The organism is Pedobacter nyackensis (genome assembly GCF_032678475.1).
In the GTDB taxonomy this organism is placed as follows: Bacteria; Bacteroidota; Bacteroidia; order Sphingobacteriales; family Sphingobacteriaceae; genus Pedobacter; species Pedobacter nyackensis_A.
Window position 1 is genome coordinate 1 of sequence record NZ_JAVTSF010000012.1, and the last position, 21,663, is coordinate 21,663.

General features: G+C 40.3%; 16 protein-coding genes and 1 pseudogene. 10 read left to right on the forward strand and 7 right to left on the reverse strand.

Translation table 11 applies throughout. The features are described 5' to 3' along the window. From R2Q84_RS24945 to R2Q84_RS24965, 5 genes and pseudogenes are all read left to right on the forward strand, one after another. A pseudogene (locus R2Q84_RS24945) lies at window positions 1-1,941 on the forward strand (hypothetical protein); the annotation flags it as partial. A 1-nt stretch (window position 1,942) separates the two neighbouring features. Beyond that, window positions 1,943-2,662, forward strand: coding sequence for an FKBP-type peptidyl-prolyl cis-trans isomerase (locus tag R2Q84_RS24950; protein WP_316819335.1), 720 nt, complete (start codon window positions 1,943-1,945; stop codon window positions 2,660-2,662). 55 nt (window positions 2,663-2,717) lie between these two features. Then, window positions 2,718-3,251, forward strand: coding sequence for a hypothetical protein (locus R2Q84_RS24955; protein WP_316819336.1), 534 nt, complete (start codon window positions 2,718-2,720; stop codon window positions 3,249-3,251). Window positions 3,252-3,340: 89 nt separating this feature from the next. After that, the gene (locus tag R2Q84_RS24960; protein WP_316819337.1) at window positions 3,341-4,159 is read left to right on the forward strand and encodes an alpha/beta hydrolase family protein; all 819 of its coding nucleotides are present in this window, start codon (window positions 3,341-3,343) and stop codon (window positions 4,157-4,159) included. A gap of 60 nt (window positions 4,160-4,219) precedes the next feature. Beyond that, a complete protein-coding gene (locus tag R2Q84_RS24965) occupies window positions 4,220-5,140 on the forward strand; it encodes a sugar phosphate isomerase/epimerase family protein (protein ID WP_316819338.1) in 921 nt (306 codons plus the stop codon). Between the two features lie 276 nt (window positions 5,141-5,416). Here R2Q84_RS24965 and ettA read toward each other — a convergent pair whose 3' ends face one another. Then, complete coding sequence (ettA, locus tag R2Q84_RS24970) at window positions 5,417-7,096, reverse strand: energy-dependent translational throttle protein EttA (RefSeq protein WP_316819339.1); 1,680 nt, start codon at window positions 7,094-7,096, stop codon at window positions 5,417-5,419. 429 nt (window positions 7,097-7,525) lie between these two features. On the opposite strand from ettA, the gene R2Q84_RS24975 reads away from it, so the two are divergent. The 5 genes from R2Q84_RS24975 to R2Q84_RS24995 all read left to right on the forward strand — a co-directional run bounded on the left by R2Q84_RS24975 (window position 7,526) and on the right by R2Q84_RS24995 (window position 14,600). Beyond that, complete coding sequence (locus R2Q84_RS24975; RefSeq protein ID WP_316819340.1) at window positions 7,526-10,066, forward strand: ATP-dependent Clp protease ATP-binding subunit; 2,541 nt, start codon at window positions 7,526-7,528, stop codon at window positions 10,064-10,066. Window positions 10,067-10,276: 210 nt separating this feature from the next. Continuing rightward, on the forward strand, window positions 10,277-11,242 hold the full coding sequence (locus tag R2Q84_RS24980; protein ID WP_316819341.1) for a formylglycine-generating enzyme family protein: 966 nt from the start codon (window positions 10,277-10,279) through the stop codon (window positions 11,240-11,242). A gap of 42 nt (window positions 11,243-11,284) precedes the next feature. After that, entirely contained in the window at window positions 11,285-12,607 is a 1,323-nt protein-coding gene (locus R2Q84_RS24985; protein ID WP_316819342.1) for a Gfo/Idh/MocA family oxidoreductase, read from the forward strand. 6 nt (window positions 12,608-12,613) lie between these two features. After that, a complete protein-coding gene (locus R2Q84_RS24990) occupies window positions 12,614-13,621 on the forward strand; it encodes an FAD:protein FMN transferase (RefSeq protein ID WP_316819343.1) in 1,008 nt (335 codons plus the stop codon). Between the two features lie 40 nt (window positions 13,622-13,661). After that, window positions 13,662-14,600, forward strand: a complete 939-nt coding sequence (locus tag R2Q84_RS24995) for a hydroxypyruvate isomerase family protein (RefSeq protein WP_316819344.1) — start codon at window positions 13,662-13,664, stop codon at window positions 14,598-14,600. 5 nt (window positions 14,601-14,605) lie between these two features. On the opposite strand, the gene R2Q84_RS25000 is transcribed toward R2Q84_RS24995, so the two are convergent. The 6 genes from R2Q84_RS25000 to R2Q84_RS25025 form a co-directional block, all read right to left on the reverse strand. After that, window positions 14,606-15,679, reverse strand: coding sequence for a PA0069 family radical SAM protein (locus R2Q84_RS25000; protein ID WP_316819345.1), 1,074 nt, complete (start codon window positions 15,677-15,679; stop codon window positions 14,606-14,608). A 115-nt stretch (window positions 15,680-15,794) separates the two neighbouring features. Continuing rightward, window positions 15,795-16,628: a carboxypeptidase-like regulatory domain-containing protein gene (locus R2Q84_RS25005; protein ID WP_316819346.1), complete on the reverse strand. Its 834-nt coding sequence runs from the start codon at window positions 16,626-16,628 to the stop codon at window positions 15,795-15,797. A gap of 54 nt (window positions 16,629-16,682) precedes the next feature. Continuing rightward, entirely contained in the window at window positions 16,683-17,501 is an 819-nt protein-coding gene (locus R2Q84_RS25010; protein WP_316819347.1) for an enoyl-ACP reductase, read from the reverse strand. 61 nt (window positions 17,502-17,562) lie between these two features. Continuing rightward, window positions 17,563-19,224: a DNA repair protein RecN gene (gene recN, locus R2Q84_RS25015; RefSeq protein ID WP_316819348.1), complete on the reverse strand. Its 1,662-nt coding sequence runs from the start codon at window positions 19,222-19,224 to the stop codon at window positions 17,563-17,565. A gap of 93 nt (window positions 19,225-19,317) precedes the next feature. Further along, window positions 19,318-20,463, reverse strand: a complete 1,146-nt coding sequence (locus R2Q84_RS25020; protein WP_316819349.1) for an alkene reductase — start codon at window positions 20,461-20,463, stop codon at window positions 19,318-19,320. A gap of 12 nt (window positions 20,464-20,475) precedes the next feature. Further along, window positions 20,476-21,627, reverse strand: a complete 1,152-nt coding sequence (locus R2Q84_RS25025) for an alkene reductase (RefSeq protein WP_316819350.1) — start codon at window positions 21,625-21,627, stop codon at window positions 20,476-20,478. Window positions 21,628-21,663 lie beyond the last annotated feature (36 nt).

Sequence of the window (21,663 nt, forward strand, 5' to 3'; positions counted from 1 at the left end):
TTAATAGGTTTAACCGGTCCAGCTGGTGCTGATGGATTAACCGGGGCACAAGGTATTCAGGGTCCAATCGGTTTGACCGGAGCAACAGGACCAATAGGTCCACAAGGCTTAGTCGGTCTAACTGGTCCTGCTGGAGCTGATGGATTAACCGGGGCACAAGGTGTTCAAGGTCCAATTGGTTTGACCGGAGCAACAGGGTCAATGGGTCCACAAGGGTTAATAGGTTTAACCGGCCCTGCTGGTGCTGATGGTTTACCCGGGGCACAAGGTGTTCAAGGTCCAATTGGTTTGACCGGAGCAACGGGACCAATTGGACCACAAGGATTAATAGGTTTAACTGGTCCTGCTGGAGCTGATGGATTAACTGGGGCAGAAGGTATTCAGGGACCAATTGGTTTGACTGGAGCAACGGGACCAATGGGTCCACAAGGATTAATAGGTTTAACCGGTCCAGCTGGAGCTGATGGATTAACCGGGGTACAAGGTATTCAGGGTCCAATCGGTTTGACCGGAGCAACAGGACCAATAGGTCCACAAGGCTTAGTCGGTCTAACTGGCCCAGCTGGAGCTGATGGTTTAACCGGGGCACAAGGTGCTCAAGGTCCAATTGGTTTGACCGGAGCAATAGGGCCACAGGGGTTAATAGGTTTAACCGGCCCTGCTGGTGCTGATGGTTTACCCGGGGCACAAGGTATTCAGGGTCCAATCGGTTTGACCGGAGCAACGGGACCAATGGGGCCACAAGGATTAATAGGTTTAACTGGTCCTGCTGGTGCTGATGGATTAACTGGAGCACAAGGTATTCAGGGACCAATTGGTTTGACCGGAGCACAAGGTCCAATCGGCTTGACAGGCGCAACTGGAGCGCAAGGAGCTCAGGGGATACCGGGGCAAAATAATTTGAACTCAATTGGTGCTATTAGCACTACTTCGGATCCCAACGGAGCTGTTTTAGATGCCGGGGTGTTGAGCTTGACTGCAGCAAGTTCAACTGCAGGAGGAGTAATAACAACTACGGCACAAACAATTTCAGGTGCAAAAACATTTACTAGTCCAATTATCGGAAGTATTACAGGTAACGCTGCAACAGCAACAACTGTAGCTACAAATGCCAATTTAACAGGAGTGGTTACTTCAACCGGAAATGTAACTTCAATAGCAAACGGTGCAATAACTAATGCTATGCTCTCAAATGGTGCGGTCGCTAATTTATCTGGCAGCAACACCGGAGATCAAACGGCAGCAACAGTGACATCTGCAACAACTGGAAATATCTCGGCTACAAATGTTCAGGCAGCTATAGCAGAATTAGATGGAGATATCGCCCTAAAAGCACCATTGGCAAGTCCTGCTTTTACAGGTAGCCCAAGCCTTCCAACCGGGACTGTAGGAGTGACCCAAACAGCAGGTAACAATACCACAGCTCTTGCAACAACAAGCTTTGTACAAACAGCTATCCCTGTGAAAGTTTTGGCATTGACTGCTGACGCTTCGAATAATTCAACAACTTTAGGAACTATTTCGGGATTGTCCCAGACAGTAAGTCCAGGTACTTACGTGTTTCAATACTTTATACGTTACAGTTCTTCAGCAGCTGGTACTGGAGTTGATTTTGCCGTTAATCATACCGGAACGGTATCCAGTTTTATGGCAAACTGGCGCTATGCTAGTACTGGTACTGGAGCATCTACAGCTGCTGCAAGTCAGGTTGCTTCTGGCACCACCGGAAATATTCATGAATCTTTCAGTATCCGCACTTTAAATACAAAAATGGGACCAACTGTAAGTGTTGATGCTGCAAATTCAGATATGTTAGCCATCATCGAAGGCGTAATTGTGGTGACTGCTTCAGGCACATTAGAATTTAAACATTGCTCCGAAACTGCAAATAGTACCACCGTAAAGGCAGGATCCTCTTTAATTCTTACAAAAACTTTATAAAATGATTTTTAAATTCAGAGCGAGTTCAAAACTAATGCTACTTACTTTTCTTGTCAGTTTTTATACGATACTGGTATCGGCCCAAATCAAACAGGATAAACAAATTAATACCTCGTTAAAACTAACCACCGATTCTGATTCACTTCAATACACCCTTGGTGTATTTCTTGGGCAGTGGATAACAAATAATGGCTTTACAGTAACCAGTCAGGAGCTATTCCGCAAGGGAATAGACGATGTATTACTGAATAAGAAGCTACTTATAGGTCGATCTACTGTTTCTGCTCGTCTTGATAACTATCAAAAGCGTCTCATTTCGGAACGTAACAATCAACAGGAAAAACTGCTTTTCGAAAATATAAAAGGAAAAACAGGAGTAGGAATGTTACCAAATGGAGTAGCTTACCAGACAGTTAAAGTAGGAGCAGGTGTTAAGCCTAGAGCTGTTGATTCTGTTGTCTTTCACGTAAAAGGATACCTCCCGGATGGAAAATTATTCGAAGATACTTATGCAAAGAAAAAAGTCTTAACAGGCAAACCATCAAAATTCATTGCCGGTATAAATGAGATTCTTCAAATTATGCCTGCTGGATCAACATGGCGGGTATTTATTCCATCTGCGCTAGGATATGCCGAAAGGGGGCTACCTGGACTCGTTCCAGCTTACTCTGCACTAATCTTTGATGTAGAACTTTTAAATGTAATTGAAGTGCTTAAATAAAAATATGACGAAGAAATAAACAAATAAGTAATTAAACAAGCAACCGTAAATTAAAATGATTGCTGAAGAATTAAGGCAACGGATAATTTTAAAAACAGGCTTATCCAATATTACTCCTCGAGATTGTCAATATATTTCAACTAGTATTAATGAATCTTTAAATCGACATATTAGTGTAACAACTTTAAAGCGGGTATTTGGTTTTACTAAAAGCTCACATCATCCCTCTAAATATACAATCGCGACTTTAAATGACTATGTAAACCAACCTGGGGCAATTTCAGCATCAGGCTCGTCCGATAATGAGCAGGTATATTCTTTTATTCTCCCCAATAACGTTTCTCTTTTTCAATTAAATGATGAAGCTGGCTTACATCCGCAAAGGATGGTTCTGGATGCTTTGGACGTGTTGCTCAAAAATAATCAGGAGAATTCTCCGCTTATAGTCGCGGGAAGATGTGTCGGTATTGTTTATGTTAAAGACTTAATCAGTTTCTTAGCAAGTGCTGACAAAATGTATGGTACACTTTATCACAAGTTTAATTTTAGTCTGCAAAGTGCTATAGATTTGTTACAACATAATAAGTAGGTTATAAAATTTAGTTGAAAAAACTTGGGAAAACATTTTAATAAAGCGGTTTAAATACCTTTATTTGAAAAGGTAACCAACAAGTTTAAATGAAAAGAGTACTTTTTTTAGGTCTGGCAGTATTGCTGGGCGCACAGCTTGCTTTTGCAGCCAAAGTAGATACCGTAAACACCTACAGTGCTGCAATGAAAAAAAATATTAAAGCAGTAGTTATTACACCTGATAGTTATACACAAGGAAAAAATATGCCTGTGGTGTATCTTTTGCATGGTGCCGGTGATAGCTATTCTGGTTGGATCAATAAGGTTCCTGCAATCAGACAGTATGCTGATACTTACGAAACAATTATTGTTTGTCCGGACGGCAATGTGACCAGCTGGTATTTTGATAGTCCGGTTGACCCGGAATGGAAATATGAAACTTATGTTGCTACTGAACTGGTAAACTGGATCGATAAAAATTATAAGACAATTAAAGACCGTAAAGCAAGGGCCATTACAGGGCTAAGTATGGGCGGACATGGGGCGCTATATCTTTCATTTAGACATCAGGATATTTTTGGAGCGGCAGGAAGTATGAGTGGAGGGGTTGATATTACTCCATTTCCGTTAAATTGGAACATTGCTAAAAGACTTGGGGACTATGATAAGAATCAGGATCGCTGGAAAGAGAATACTGTTGTAAATATGACGCATTTACTGGTGCCGAACAGATTGGCTTTGATTATCGATTGTGGTAAAGAGGATTTCTTTTACCAGGTAAATATGAAATTACATGAACAGTTACAATACAACAATATTCCACATGATTTTATCATCAGACCAGGCGTGCACAATTGGGAATATTGGGCAAATGCCATAAAATATCAACTCATGTATTTTAACGGGTTCTTTAATAAAAAAGGATAATTACTTACGAAGGAATGTTTTTTATTTTAAAAATTAATATATTGTAGCTCTTAAATATACATGATGACAAAAGATCGCAGAAGTTTTATCAAAGATTTAGGTATGTTAACCGGGGCAGCAGCCTTCGGTTCTTTAATTCCTTTAGAAGCCTTTAGTGCTGGTAAAAAAGAATTTTTCAAGATTTCACTGGCTCAATGGTCGCTCCACAAAACTTTATTTGGGGGAAAGCTGACCAATTTAGATTTTCCTTTAAAAGCGAAAAATGATTTCGGAATAAATATAGTTGAATATGTAAGTCCGTTTTTCAATAAGAAGGAAACAGATCAGGCCTATTTAAAAGAACTTTTAACCAGAACAAAAAACGAAGGTATTCAGAACCATCTGATCATGATAGATGGTGAAGGGCACTTGGGGGATAAGAATGAGGTTGCAAGAACTAAGGCCGTAGAGAACCATTACAAGTGGATTGACGCAGCAAAATTTTTAGGCTGTAAAACCATTAGGGTAAATGCAGCCGGAGATGGATCGGCTGAAGATGTTAAAATGGCAGCTGTAGATGGCTTGGGAAGACTTTCAGAATATGGAAAGAAAAACAAGATTAATGTTATCGTGGAAAATCACGGAGGTTACTCATCTAATGGTAGCTGGCTTTCATCTTTGATTAAAGAGGTTAACAATCCCTACTGTGGAACCTTGCCTGATTTTGGTAATTTCAGGATTAGTGCTACAGAGTCGTACGATAAGTATAAAGGTGTGGAAGAATTATTGCCTTATGCAAAGGGATTAAGTGCAAAATCTCATGATTTTGATGAGCAGGGCAATGAAGTCGGTATTGACTATGATCGCATGTTTAAAATAGCTAAGGCTGGAAACTGGAGCGGAATTGTTGGTATAGAATATGAAGGAAGCAGACTTTCTGAAGATGAGGGAATTAGAAAGACAAAGGTCTTGCTGGAAAAAATACTGAAAAATTATAAATAGAAGCTTTTTTTAAGGCTTTGATGAAGTCCTGTTTTTCTTTATAAGAAAGGCAGGACTTCTGTATTTATAACGGGGACCCAACAGGGATCGGACAGGGGGTAAACAGGGACTTAACAGGGACAAATCCGAGTTGAGTCCTTGTGAAGTCCTGGTTGGATTCCCGTTACACTTTTGTCTGATGTTAACTGCTGGTTAATTGTTGCCGAGGGTGGGGTATAGAAAAAGAATGCCCGTATCGCAGGTTTGCAATACGGGCATTTTGGTAAAAATGGTTATTTAAACCAGTTTTTTGTATTTAATACGGTGAGGCGTTACATCGCCCAGGCGTTTTTTACGGTTTTCTTCGTAATCGCTGTAGTTTCCTTCAAAAAAGTAAACCTGAGACTCGCCTTCAAAAGCAAGGATGTGCGTACAGATGCGATCTAAAAACCACCTGTCGTGACTAATTACAACAGCACAGCCGCCAAAGTTTTCCAAAGCTTCTTCAAGTGCCCTAAGTGTATTTACGTCAATATCATTCGTTGGCTCATCCAGCAATAGAACGTTGGCACCTTTTTTCAAGGTGATGGCTAAATGCACACGGTTACGTTCTCCTCCGGATAGTATGCCCACTTTCTTCTGCTGATCGCCACCGTTGAAGTTGAATTTGGATACATAAGCCCTACCGTTTACAGCTTTGTTTCCTAATTGGATGTTGTCTAGTCCGTCGGTGATATTTTCATAAACCGTTTTATCCGGATCTAAATCATTGTGCATCTGATCCACATAACCTAAGGCAACGGTTTCTCCAACGCGGAAAGTCCCACTGTCGGGAGTTTCCTGTTCTGTGATTAATCTGAATAGTGTGGTTTTCCCTGCCCCATTCGGGCCGATAATTCCCACGATACCCGCAGGAGGTAAAGAGAAACTTAGATTTTCGAATAGAATCTTGTCACCGTATGCTTTTGTTACATTGTTGGCTTCAATAACTACATTTCCTAATCTCGGACCGGCCGGAATAAATAATTCCAGTTTGTCTTCTCTTTCCTTAGAATCTTCCGAGGCTAGTTTGTCGTAGTTGGATAAACGGGCTTTAGATTTTGCATGTCTGGCTTTTGGTGCCATACGTACCCACTCCAGCTCACGTTCAAGCGTTTTCTGACGTTTGCTTTCGGTTTTTTCTTCCTGGGCTAAACGTTTCGCTTTTTGATCTAACCATGAAGAATAGTTCCCTTTCCATGGAATGCCCTCACCTCTGTCAAGTTCAAGAATCCATCCTGCAACATTATCCAGGAAGTATCTATCGTGGGTTACTGCAATAACGGTTCCTTTATAATTTTTTAAGAACTGTTCTAACCAGTCGATACTTTCTGCATCAAGGTGGTTGGTTGGCTCATCCAGTAATAAAACGTCTGGTTCCTGTAATAAAAGACGGCACATGGCTACGCGTCTGCGTTCCCCGCCCGACAGTACGCTTATTTTTGTGTCGGGATCAGGACAACGTAGGGCATCCATGGCGCGCTCCAGTTTGGAGTCGAGCTCCCATGCATTAACCGAGTCGATTTTATCCTGTAATTCACCCTGACGGGCCATTAACTTATCCATTTTATCCGGATCTGAGTAGTTTTCCTCCAGTCCGAATGCTTCGTTAACTTCTTCGTATTCTTTTAAAATTGCTGTAATTTCGGCTACGCCTTCTTCAACAACTTCTTTTACGGTTTTATTTTCATCAAGAATTGGCTCCTGTGCCAGGTAACCTACGGTATAACCCGGTGAGAAAACCACTTCTCCCTGGAAGGATTTATCCAGACCGGCGATAATTTTTAATAGAGATGATTTACCTGAACCGTTTAAACCGATTACACCAATTTTAGCGCCGTAAAAAAAGGACAGGTAGATGTTTTTTAGAACTTGCTTTTGGGGCGGGTAAATCTTATTTACGCCGGCCATTGAAAATATTATTTTTTCGTCTGACATAATTGCTTCTATATGGTATTGCCTTTAAAAGGCTGTTATATCTCGTTTTATTGACTGTTCATTTGATTGGAACAGGTTCGCAAAGATAAGGAAGCAAAGGGCATTAAAAAATTCTTTAATTGAACCTTACGGTAATTGTAATTAATAGGGTATGAATTCCATCAAAAGCGTTACTTAGTGCCTGATTAGGTGTGAAAAATTCTGCGTATATTGTTACAGGAAAGGATTGTAAAATGGTGACATAATTACTTGCTGCTTTATAAAACATACCATTAAAGTCAGATCTTGGTAAGTTTTCTGAAATAACGGCAGTTGTAACATCTATTTTTACGGCTGTGGCGTAATTGTTGATAAATTAAAAAAAATACGGGTGCTTATTTATAAAACAAATTTTATAGTTTAGAGCATTCCCGAATTAGAAAGGTATATATGGAAGCTAAATTTTCACCACAAGTCAAAGATGTGATCTCCTTTAGCAGGGAAGAAGCCCTGAGATTAGGTCACGATTACATAGGGGCGGAACATCTATTGTTGGGCCTCATTCGCGAAGGCGATGGTATGGCCATTAAGATATTGAAATCATTGGGTGTTGATACTTCAAAACTTCGTCGTTCAATTGAGGATTCGGTTAGAGGGACATCAAGTGTTACGGTTAATCTTGGTAATATTCCCTTAACGAAACAAGCAGAAAAGGTATTAAAGATCACTTATCTGGAAGCCAAAATCTTCAAAAGCGATTTGATTGGTACGGAGCATTTATTGCTTTCAATTCTTCGCGATGACGATAACATTGCATCACAGATTCTACTACAGTTTAACATCAATTACGAGATATTTAAACAGGAGGTTGAGGTGAATAAAAATGGTTTTAGAGATGAAACACAAAATAGCGCGTCAACCGGTGGTGATGATGACTATCGCGAAGAAGAAGCATTTAGCAGCCCTAAAAAGGTTTCCGACATAAAATCTAAAACTCCTGTTTTAGATAATTTTGGAAGAGACTTAACAAAAGCTGCAGAAGAAGGTCGTTTGGATCCGATCGTTGGTCGTGAAAAAGAAATTGAGCGCGTGTCTCAGATCTTATCACGTCGTAAAAAGAACAATCCAATTCTGATTGGTGAACCTGGTGTTGGTAAATCTGCCATTGCAGAAGGATTGGCATTGCGTATTGTTCAACGTAAAGTTTCGAGGGTATTGTTCAACAAACGTGTGGTAACATTAGATCTTGCTTCATTGGTTGCTGGTACTAAATACCGCGGACAGTTTGAGGAACGTATGAAAGCGGTAATGAATGAGCTGGAAAAATCTACGGATGTAATCTTGTTCATTGATGAGATTCATACGATTGTGGGTGCTGGTGGTGCTTCGGGATCATTGGATGCATCAAATATGTTCAAACCTGCTTTAGCTAGGGGTGAAATACAATGCATCGGAGCTACTACATTGGATGAATACCGTCAGTATATTGAAAAAGACGGAGCTTTAGATCGACGTTTCCAAAAAGTGATGATTGAGCCGGCTTCGCCAGATGAAACCATTGAGATCCTGAATCGTATCAAAGAAAAATATGAAGACCACCATGGGGTAACCTATACTGATGAGGCGATTAATGCCTGTGTGGCTTTAACGTCGAGGTATATTACCGACAGGTTCTTACCAGATAAGGCGATTGATGCGTTGGATGAGGCCGGGTCAAGGGTGCATTTGACAAATATTCATGTTCCTGATAATATCATTGCTATTGAGAACAAGATTGAAGAAATAAAAGTAGAGAAAAACAAGGTTGTTAAAAGTCAGAAATACGAAGAGGCAGCTAAATTAAGAGATACCGAAAAGAATCTTTTAGAAGAACTGGAGCGTGCGAAAGCAGAATGGGAAGCTGAAACAAAAACGAAACGTTATACCGTTACGGAAGATAATGTTGCTGAGGTAGTTTCTATGATGACTGGCATTCCTTTACAACGTGTTGGACAAACAGACAGTGTTAAACTGTTAAATATGTACGACACTGTTGCTACTAAGATTATTGGTCAGGATGATGCAATTAGGAAATTAACTAAAGCCATTCAACGTACCAGGGCTGGATTGAAAGATCCTAAGAAACCAATTGGTTCATTTATATTCCTTGGTCCTACAGGGGTAGGTAAAACGGAATTAGCAAAAGAACTTGCGCGTTTCATGTTTGACAGTGATGATTCGCTGATTCAGATTGACATGAGTGAGTATATGGAGAAATTTGCCGTTTCACGTTTAGTGGGGGCTCCTCCGGGATACGTAGGTTATGAAGAAGGTGGTCAGTTGACTGAAAAAGTACGTAGAAAACCTTATGCAGTAATTTTGCTGGATGAAATTGAAAAAGCACACCCTGATGTATTTAATATCCTTTTACAAGTATTGGATGAAGGACAGCTTACAGATAGTTTAGGTCGTAAGGTAGATTTTAGAAATACCATCATCATTATGACTTCTAACATTGGGGCACGCCAGTTGAAAGACTTTGGACAGGGAGTAGGTTTCTCTACTTCAGCTAAAGCGAATCAGGCGGATTCACATTCAAGAGGAGTAATTGAGAACGCATTGAAACGTGCTTTTGCGCCAGAGTTCTTAAACCGTGTGGATGATGTTGTAGTATTCAACTCATTAGGTAAAGAGGAAATTTTCAAAATCATCGATATCGAATTGAAATCGTTATTTGGGCGTGTACATACTTTAGGTTATGAAGTTAAGCTAACTGAAAAAGCAAAAGAGTTTATTTCCGAAAAAGGTTTTGATTCAAATTTTGGTGCCCGACCGCTTAAACGTGCGATTCAAAAATATCTGGAAGATCCGATTGCAGAAGAGATTCTGAAAGGTGAAATCCATGAAGGTGATATTCTGGAAATTGATTATGATAAAGAGAACGATCAGATCGTTGTTGAGAACAGAAGTCCAGGTAAGAAAAAGAAAAAAGAAGAAGGAAGTGTAGAGTAGGCACCTGAAATATGAGAAGAAGAGCCCGGTTAGTATTTTGCTGACCGGGCTTTTTATTGGCATTATTTTAACCAATATGACCTACTTAGTGTGTTTTTTACACATTTTGCGAAATTATATGGCTTTAGATTTTGGTTTTCAGATAAATGCCTCTATTTTAGATATAAAATAGGTTGGGTTATAATATCATAAGTATCAAAAATATCATCAATGAAGTTTAGATTATCATTGGCACTCCCCTTGATTATGAGTGTCTTTCAGGCGTCGGCCCAGGAAAAACAGGAGGCCTATACGCAACAAATTAACGGTACCAAATTAAGCTTTGAAATGAAAGCTATTCCTGCAGGAGAGTTTTTAATGGGGAGTAAAAAAGGTAAGGCTGATGAACAGCCGGTGCACAAGGTTAAACTCGATGCCTTTTGGATGGGTACCTATGAGGTAACCTGGGATATTTATGAACCCTTTTTGTATAAAGATTACGAAACTACACAAAGTATAGGTGCTGTGCCTGCAAATGTAGATGCAGTTACAAGACCAACAAAACCATACCTGGACATGACTTTTGGCATGGGTAAGGAAAACCATCCGGCACTTGCGATGACACATTACAATGCCATTCAGTTCTGTAAATGGTTGTACGCGCGTACTGGCGTATTTTATCGTTTGCCAACTGAAGCAGAATGGGAATATGCCAGTCGTGCCGGTAAGTCAACAGAGTACTTCTTTGGTGATGATGCCTCACAGTTAGGTGAATATGGCTGGTATAAAGCAAACAGTGACAGCAAAACACATGAGGTAGGTAAGAAGAAACCTAATCCATGGGGCTTGTTTGACATGTATGGAAATGTTGCGGAATGGACTTATGATCAGTACCAGGCAGACTTTTATGCTACTGTAAAAGGTGATAAAGCCAATAACCCGGTTGCCGTTCCTGAGAAATTATATTCTAATGTAATCAGGGGAGGCTCATATGACGATCAGGCAAAGGAGTTGCGTTCGGCTGCCAGACTTGCTTCTGATCCTGTGTGGAAACAATTGGATCCACAAATTCCAAAAAGTAACTGGTGGTTTCCTGAGGCCCCTTTTATAGGTATGCGACTGGTTAGGCCAGTAAATGTTCCTTCGAAGGCAGATATTGACGCTTATTACAACCGGAAACCTATTGCTGATTATTAAATAAAAGAACTCACAGATTCAACAACCAAATACCAAACTAAAATGAATAATGAAAATATGAGCGACAACAAACGTCGCGAATTTTTAAAAGCTTCTGCACTGGTTGCAGGAGGAGTGATGTTAAATCAATTTGCTTTTGCAGGTGGGCATTCTTCAACTGATGATACCATTAAAATTGCTTTGATTGGATGTGGTGATCGTGGTACTGGTGCTGCTTTTCAAGCTTTAAGTACTAAAGCCAATTTGAAATTAGTTGCTATGGCTGATGCTTTTGAAGACAGACTGAATAGTAGCTATGAGAAGCTTGCAGAAAGATTTAAGGATAAAGTTGATGTGCCGCAGGATCGTAGATTTGTAGGCTTTGATGGTTATGCAAAGGCGATTGCACTCGCCGATGTCGTGTTGTTGGTTACGCCTCCAGGCTTCAGGCCGATGCATTTTGAAGAGGCCGTAAAACAAGGCAAGCATGTATTTATGGAAAAACCGGTGGCAGTTGATTCACCGGGGGTCCGTAAAGTTTTAGCTGCGGCTGAGTTGGCGAAACAGAAAAAATTAAACGTAGTGGTTGGTTTACAACGCAGGTACCAGACCAATTATAGAGAAACCATCAAACGTATTCAAGATGGTGCAATAGGTGATATTGTTGGTGGACAAGTGTATTGGAATAGTGGTGGTGTCTGGGTTAAAAAACGTGAACCAAATCAAACCGAAATGGAATATCAAATGCGTAACTGGTATTATTTTAACTGGTTATGTGGAGATCATATCGTTGAACAGCATGTACATAATATAGATATTGCCAACTGGGTAAAAAATGCTTATCCTGTTTCAGTTCAGGGAACTGGAAGTCGTGCCTGGAGAACAGGAAAGGATTATGGCGAGATTTATGATAACCATGCCGTAGAGCTTACTTACGCTGATGGTTCGGTTATTTATAGTCAATGTCGTCATTATGAAGGTACCGCTAATCGTGTTGATGAGACTTTTCAGGGTACAAAAGGCCGTACTTATCTATCGGCAGGTCATAACGGTGTATTATGGGATCACAAAGGTAAGGAGATATTTAGCCACAATACTAAGGGCAATGCTAATCCTTACCAAACTGAGCACGATGAATTGTTTGATGCCATTACTAAAGGTCAGTATAAATTCTGGGATGCTGAACGTGCAGCAAAAAGTTGCTTTACCGCAATTATTGGTAGATACGCTACTTATTCGGGACAGGTTATTAAATGGGATGAAGCATTAAAAGCTGATAACAACCTGATGCCGGACCGCCTGGCATGGGATGCAAGTCCTAAAGTATTACCCGATGCTAATGGTCTCTATCCAATCCCTACGCCTGGCAAAACGAAAGTCGTTTAAGCCGGAGTGTTTTCTTTAATTAAGTATATCTTATTTTTATTCCCGCTGATCTTTTCCTTTTTTAAGGCAAAGGATCATCGGGAATATATCATTCGTGGGTATGCACAGGGGACTGATTATTCCGTTAAATACTACGCTACGGATAGTATCGTTACCAAATATGCTGTAGATAGTATTCTGAGTGTAATAGACTCTTCTATGTCGTTGTATAAGCCTTACTCAAATATTAACCGGTTTAATGAATCAAGTGAAGGCTTAGATCTGGATCCTCATTTTACGGCTGTTATGCGTAAGTCTTTTACTGTTTACAAAGCCACCAAAGGCAAGTTTGATGTTACGGTAGCTCCATTGGTGCAAGCCTGGGGGTTTGGACCTAAACGAATTGACAAGTTTCCGGATAGTGCGGCTGTTAAAGAGTTGTTGAATTGTGTAGGTATGGATCAACTCCGTTTAAAGGGAAGCCGACTTACAAAAAGTAAACCGTGTATCAACGTTGACCTGAATGGGATAGCGCAAGGATATAGTGTAGATGTTGTCGCTGATCACTTAATAAAGAAAGGCCTGACTTCTTTTGTGGTAGAGATTGGTGGTGAGCTGAGAATGAAAGGTCCTAAGCCAGATGGTTCCGGAATGCGTATTGGTATTGAAGGGCCAGCTTTAACTGCTAATGGCGAACCGGTAATCAGGCATGTCATCAGCATCAATAGCGGCGCAATTACCACCGCCGGAAATTATAGAAAATACTTGCAGAAAGGTGCAAAAAAGATCGCACATCTTATTGATCCGAAAAAAGGCTACCCATTGGATAATGCCTTGATCAGTGTTACCATTTATGCAAAAGATGCTGTTACTGCCGATGGATATGATAGTCCTATTATGGCAATGGATGTTAATGAAGCGCTTGATTTTGTGGCGTCCAAAAAAGGAATGGAGGCTTATATTATATATCATAAAAAGGATGGAAGTGTGGCGGATACCCTGACAAAGGGATTTAAAAAAATGATTGTAGAATAATCATTTTAACAATGAACCAGACACCAAATAAAATTCAAATATGAACAGAGTAGATTTTATAAAAAGCAGCTTTGCAGCTGCCGGAGCACTTGTGGCGGGATCATCTTTAAAAGCTGTTGCTGCTACTGGGCCAGGGGTTAAAGCAGACGGCTTATTGGCCGGAAAAACTTTTAATTTGGATTATGCCCCGCATGAAGGGATGTTTAAAAATAATGGTGGTAGTAATTTTTTAGACCAGATCAGGTTTATGCATGATCAGGGGTTTCGTTCTATTGAGGACAATGGCTTTTTAAACAGATCTATAGAGGAACAAACAAAAGTAGGCGAGCTTTTAGCCAAGTTGGGGATGAGGATGGGAGTTTTTGTTGTTGACGGTGGTGATAACTGGAAAACATCTTTAACTACAGGAAAGAAGGAGTTTAAGGATAAGTTTGTTGAAACCTGTAAGCGTTCGGTTGAGGCCGCAAAAAGATGTAATGCAAAGTGGATGACTGTCGTACCCGGTTTTTATGAGCGTAAACTACCTTATGGGAACCAGTTTGCAAACGTTGTTGATGCCATGCGCGCAGGAGCTGAAATATTTGAACCACATAACCTCGTTATGGTATTGGAAACTTTGAGTGATACCCCCGAGCTGTTTTTGCAGCAAACGCATGAAACTTATGCAGTCTGCAGGGCAGTGGACAGTCCGTCCTGTAAAATACTATATGATATTTACCACATGCAGAAAACAGAGGGACAGCTAATTGTAAATATGGACAGGTGCTGGGACGAAATTGCTTATATTCAAATTGGAGATAATCCCGGTCGTAAAGAACCAACAACGGGAGAGATCAATTATAAAAACCTGTTTAAACATATTTATGAGAAAGGTTATAAAGGTGTGATGGGAATGGAACATGGTAATTCCAAAGCGGGAAAAGAAGGTGAAATGCGCGTAATTCAAGCTTATAGGGAATGTGATAATTTTCTTTCTTAATTGGCTTAAAACATACTGAGCTGGACTTTGGGGACTTTGAAAAGACTGGAGTCCAGCGTTGGTTTTACTTCGTTAAGGTGATTTATCCGGCAATGGAGTTTAAAGCTATCTTTAATTAATTTAGCAATATTGCCATCACCTCTCATTCTTTCGCCAAACCGGCTGTCGTTTACATTACCTCCATGACAGGATTGGATCATATGCCATACCTTTTCAAAGCGGTCTGGGTAGTTTTTACGCAGCCAGTCCTCAAATATCCCGCCGATAGCACCATTTAACCTCACAACAGTATAGCCAGCTGCTATGGCTCCGCAATTGGCAATAGTTTTTAAAATAGTGGGGATTTCATGATCGCTCAGGCCTGGTACAAGTGGCGCTACCATTACTCCCATAGGAACTCCTGCCTGACTCAATTGTTCTACAATTTTAAGACGTTGTTTTGCAGTGGTAGTTCTGGGTTCCATTTTTTGGCGTAATTGCTCATTAAGGCTATTAATGGAGACATAAACCATACAAAGGTTAAGTTTTGCCATTTCAGTAAGCAGGTCAATGTCTCTTAATATTAATGCATTTTTGGTGATCAGTCCAATAGGTTGCCTGTATTCCAATGCAATTTCAAGTAGTTGCCTGGTGATCCTGAATTTCCTTTCGGCGGGCTGATAACAATCTGTGTTGCCCGACAATGAAATGACCGAAGCGTCCCATCCTTTACGTTCCAGGAATTTTTTGAATAAAGCTGGTGCATCTGTTTTTACGATGATCTTGCGCTCAAAGTCGAGCCCTGCACTGAAGCCCCAGTACTCATGTGCGTTTCTCGCATAACAATAAGTGCATCCATGTTCACAACCCTGATAAGGGTTTAGGGAATAGGCCATACCTACATCCGGACTTTCTACCTTGTTAACTATTGATTTTGAGTTTCCAAAGATGAAAGTGGTTTTATGATCTTCCTCTTCCCATTCGTCAATGCCTTCGTTGTGCTCCTTAACATAATCGTTTTTTGCAAAACGGTTATGTGGATTAAATTGTGCACCACGCCCTTTAAAGTAATTTTCGGCTGTTTCTTTGTCTAAATTCATTAGCTAAAATTACTAATAATATTAGTAATTTACAATCTAGATCTGTTACTTTTTTGCGACTGGGATATAGTCCATAGGAACCATGTCTGCTACTTTTTCATAGGCCCAGAATCCCTCAAAAGATAACTGTTGATTTGGGAGGTGTTTTCAGGCGGACAAGGTTTTTGTAAATGATGCTATCAGGATAGCGGTGAGGGTTAGATATCTTTATCATTCTGTTTATGATAAATCCTTCTTCCTGTGCATTGCCAGCGTAAAGAGATCTGAAGAAGTGCTGCGAAGAACCGTAGTAAGCAGTTTCACGTTTGTCTATATACTTTTGCAGTTTAGTTCCCGAAGCCTTTAACTCTTCAAAAAATGGATGGCCTGAAAAATAGATGATACGGGTTCTTGAATTGTATTCAAAGTTATCCAACATATATTTTAACCGGTATCCCAAAGCTTTATTCTCAATAATTAAGAACTCTGAAGTTTTTATTGTCAACAGGCTTTTGGTTACGTCGTAATCAATATTTAATACCTGGGGATTGAGTATTTTGCATTGTGCGGCATTTGGAGAGGTGCCTATGAAAAACTCTTTAAACTGTTTGATGTATTTAGCCCTGTTCGGATCTGCCCGAATTACAACTTCATTTAATGTTGTGGTACTTTCTTTCAGAATTAGTTCAACATGCACAGATTTATCAGAAATGATGACGCTTTTTGAATAGGGGAGATAGCCAACCATTTGTACCAGCAGATCATAATTACCTGGTTTAAGGTTGCTGATTTTGAATTTACCTTCGCTATCGGCTGCAGTAGAAACTTTATAGCCGCTCAAATATATACCTGCACCCGGAAGACTTTCTTTCTGGTCTTTAACAACGCCCGTGATAGAGAATGAGTTTTGGGAGAAAGCATAATGACCTGTAAATAACACAAGGAATAGTATGAACAGGGATTTTTTCATGAATGCTAATGTACTAATTAGGATAGGTATAGCATACCTATCCTAAAACATTTTTTATTGTTCTTCTAAGCCCATTTTCTGCATCACGATGTCACTTACTCCTGTTGAAGAGTAACCACCATCATGGAAAAGGTTCTGCATGGTAACCATACGGGTTAGGTCAGAGAATAATGTAATACAGTAATCAGCACATGATTCGGCATCAGCATTACCTAAAGGGGCAATGGCATTGGCATAATCATAGAAGTCACCAAATCCTTTGATGCCAGTGCCGGCTGTAGTTTTAGTTGGAGATTGAGAAACAGTATTGATACGTACTTTTTTCTCTAAACCATAATGATAACCGAAGCTACGTGCGATTGATTCCAGCATTGCTTTGATGTCAGCCATATCTGTATAGAAAGGATAAGTACGTTGCGCTGCCATATATGTAAGTGCTACAACACTGCCACCTTCATTAATGGCATCAAGCTTTTTAGCAACTGCCAGCATTTTATGGAATGACATTGCTGAAACATCAATACCTTTCATGAAGTAGTCATAGTTTGATTCGGTATAAGGTATCTTTTTACGGATGTTTACACTCATACCTATTGAGTGCAGTACAAAATCTATTTTGCCACCTAATATTTCTTGTGATTGGGTAAACAGGTTAGTTAGTTCATCAACATTGGTTGCATCAGCAGGAATAATCTGTGATCCTGTTTTTTCAGCCAAAGCATTAATTTCTCCCATGCGCATTGCGATAGGTGCATTCGTCAATACAAATGATGCACCTTCTTCATGTGCTTTTTCAGCAACTTTCCAGGCAATAGAATTTTGATCTAACGCGCCGGTAATGATGCCGCGTTTTCCCTTTAATAAGTTATACATAGTATTTTTGTTTTAAAAACTGGCCGAAGTTAAGGAATTTTTTCTTTGTGGAATGAGGCATTTAGTTTTTATAACCCAACAGATCTTTAGCATTCTCCATAGCTGAAATACCTGGTTTTTTACCACTCAGCATCTCTGCAATTGCATCTACGCGTGATGAGTTATCCAGTCTGCGTATGCCTGTCGTTGTACGTTCGCCTTGTTCATTTTTATACACAAAGTAATGCGCATTTCCTTTTGCTGCAATTTGCGGTAGGTGGGTGATACAGATGACTTGCATGTTTTTTTCCAGTTCACCAATTACATCTCCAACACGTAAGGCGGTTTCACCAGAAATACCTGTATCAATCTCGTCAAATATTAATGTAGGAAGTGAGGTGTGCTTTGCCATGATAGATTTGATGGCGAGCATTAAACGGGAAAGCTCACCGCCGGAGGCAACTTTTCCAACTGCCGCGGGTGGCTGGCCGCTATTGGCAGAGAACAGTAAGCTGATGATGTCTTTACCATCTTTGTTTAATTCTGCTGCGGTAGTTTTATCTATTTTTATTTTTGCATTGGGCATGCCAACCTGTTGCAAAACTTTGCCTACACTGGTTTCTGTAGTCTGAATTGCCTTGCTGCGGTTATCCGATAATTTTCCGGCCATTTGATCCAGCTCATTGTACATTAGTTCAATGGCTTTTATTATTCTTTCAATTTCCTCATCGTCGCTTAAAAGATTGGCAAGATTGTCTGATAACTGATCCTGTATGGTAAGTAATTCTGCAATGCTATTTACCCTGTGTTTCTGTTGCAGGGTATAAACCAGGTCAAGCCTGGTATTGATCTCTTCTATTCTGGAAGGATTGAAAACTATATTTTCTTCCAGTCCGGATGTTTCCGATGCAATGTCTTTTAACTCTATTAATGCTGAACGTAAACGTTCATTTAAGGCTTCATAAGCAGGGTTAAACTTTTCTATATTTTGCAGCTGACTAACCACTTCTTTTAAAATAGGAAGTACAGCTGTTTCTTCTTCACTTAGCAGATTGTAGCTGGTGAGTAAGCTTCTTTTAATGCTCTCTGCATTATTGAGCATTTGAAGTTCTGTTTCCAGTTTTTCCTGTTCCTCAACCTGCAGGTTTGCATTTTCCAGTTCATTAAAAAGGAATTGCTCATAGTCCTGTTTGTTTCGGGCTTCAGCAGCTTTTGTTTGCAGGGCAATTAAAAGGTTTTGTTGCTGTTTGTACTGTTTAAATTTAGTACGGTAATCCCCGAGTAACTGCTGGTGTCCTGCCAGTGTATCTACAACAGATAACTGAAAAGCAGGGTCACTAATTTCGAGTGTAGCATGCTGAGAATGGATGTCAATTAACCGCTCTCCAACCTGTTTCATTACCGTAAGCGTTACTGGCGTATCATTTATAAATGCCCTCGATTTTCCATCTGTAGAAATCTCTCTTCTAAGGGTGTTTTCCTTATAAAAATCAAGATCATTTTCCTCAAATAAACTTTGTAGCTGTTTATCGGAGAGTAAAAACCAACCTTCTATAATACATTTCTTATCCTGATTGAAAAAATACTTTGTTTCAGCACGTTGGCCCAAAATAAGCGATAATGCACCAAGCATGATAGATTTACCAGCACCAGTTTCACCAGTGATGATGTTTAAACCTTTATCAAGTTCCAGCTCTACACTGTCTATCAAAGCATAATTACGGATGGAAAGTTTTTGTAGCATATAATGATGCTAAATTATGAAAACTTAGCGATGAACAACACAAAAAAGCCAGAAGATTATTCCCCTGGCTTTATAATTTGTAACCTGATGATCTTAATGTATGGTTTCATCAGCGACGAGGGTTTCTTTTTCTGTGTTTTGGTGTTGGTAGGATAGATAATCGGTATAACCATTTGCGGCTCCGCCATAATGTAAATTTCTGTCCGGCTCAGTTAGCGGCCAGTCGTTTTTAAGTCTTGGTACGAGATCCGGGTTTGCGATGAAAGGCTCGCCAAAGCCAGCAAGATCGATAATCCCATCATCAATCAGGGCTTCAGACTTTGCTTTGTCCATACCGCCAGCAAGAATAATAATGCCGTCATACCAATTTCTAAACCGTTTTAAGAAACCATCGGGAACGGCAAAACTACCTCTTGATTTTTGATCCATAATATCGATAAAGGCAATGTTTCTGGCCGAAAGTTCTTTGGCCAGGTATTCATAAGTAGCCTCAATTTCGTCGTAATGAGGTAATTCATGTAAACCACCATAGGGTGTTAAACGTATGGCTACTTTGTCGGCTCCGATAGTATCAATACAGGCATCTATCGTTTCCAATAAAAAGCGGCTGCGGTTTTCTATACTGCCCCCGTAGGTATCCGTACGGTTATTTGTAAAGGGATTCAGGAATTGTTCTATTAAATAGCCATTTGCTCCATGGAGCTCTACACCGTCAAAGTCTGCTTCAATTGCATTTTTAGCAGCATCAGCAAAGTTAGCTACAATGTCTTTTATTTCTTCTGTTGGTAGTGCACGTGGAACGGAGCAAATTACAAAGTTCTCTTTACCATTTTCATCATACCCCCAGGCGTAGGAATTCGCTGCCTGAAGATCTGAAGCGCCCACCGGAGCCAGCCCATTTGGCTGAATACTGGTGTGTGAAACACGGCCAACGTGCCACAGTTGAGCGAAGATTTTACTACCGGTTTCATGTACAGCTTTTGTAACCAATTTCCAGCCTTCTGTTTGCTCGTCGGTATAGAGCCCTGGAATATGCAAAACGCCTCTGGAGGTCGGAGATATAGCTGTGCCTTCCGTGATGATTAGTCCGGCTCCATTTTTCCCGGCACGTTGTCGATAGTACGCTGCATTCATTTTGTTGGGAATGCCATTCGGGTTACGTGCTCTTGTCATTGGCGCCATAACAATCCGGTTAATTATATTAAATTTTCCTTTTTTAAAGCTTTCAAATAGTTTCATTGTTAAAAATGTTTAAATGAATGATAGCGTTTCGTGTGTTTGATAATCTGTATAGCCTTTAGTTCCCCCTCCAAAGAAATAGGTTCTGTCGGGTTCGTTTAAAGATAGGTTGTTTTGTAAGCGGTAGGGGAGATCTGGGTTGGCGATGAAAGGGCGGCCGAAAGAAATCAGATCTGCCCAACCTTTACTTATTGCTTCTTCCGCGCGTTCTTTACTATATTTTCCGGTGTAGATCAGTGTACCATTGAATGCTTTACGATAAGCTTCTTTAAATTCCACAGGCATTACAGGAGCATTTTCCCAATCCGCTTCAGCAATATGTATATATGCAATGCCAATTTCGTTCAGGATTTTTGCGGCTTCGATGTAAGTGATTTCTGGTGTATCATCCTGTGCACCCATTAAGGTAGTCAAAGGTGCCTGACGTACACCAACTTTGTCTTTGCCTATTGCATTGGCAACTGCATTGACTACTTCTTTTAAAAAGCGAAGACGGTTCTCAACACTCCCGCCATATTCATCAGTACGATGATTGGTTTGTGAGTCAATAAATTGTTCTATGAGGTAGCCATTCGCGCCATGCAGCTCAACGCCATCAAAACCTGCCTCAATTGCATTTTTTGCAGCCTGAGCATAGTCTTGAATAATTTGCTTGATTTCCGGAATGGTTAACTCACGTGGCATAGAGTGTTGAACCATTTCTCCAGCTCCATTGTTCGGCCCTTTTCCCGCAAGGTCTAAAAATACCTTTACACCTTCAGCTAAGATTGCTGATGGTGCTACCGGCGACTGGTTGCCTTCTTGTAAGGATATATGTGAGACCCGGCCTACATGCCACAATTGAGCAAATATGAGTCCGCCTTTGGCATGAATGGCTTTGGTTACTTTTTTCCAACCTTCTATTTGATCTTGTGTGTATATTCCTGGTGTCCAGGCATAGCCTTGTCCTTGTCTGCTGATTTGTGTACCCTCGGATATGATCAGTCCGGCCGAGGATCTCTGGGCGTAGTATTCAGCCATTAAATCTGTTGCAACTTCTCCTACTCCAGCCCTGGATCTGGTCATAGGTGGCATTACAATGCGATTTTTGAGCGATAATTTCCCAAGTTCATAGGATTGAAATAGTAAGCCAAGATCTGTATTTCCTAATTTTCTATATTCCATTTTTTATTGTTTTTATTTTGACACCACAAAGTTCCC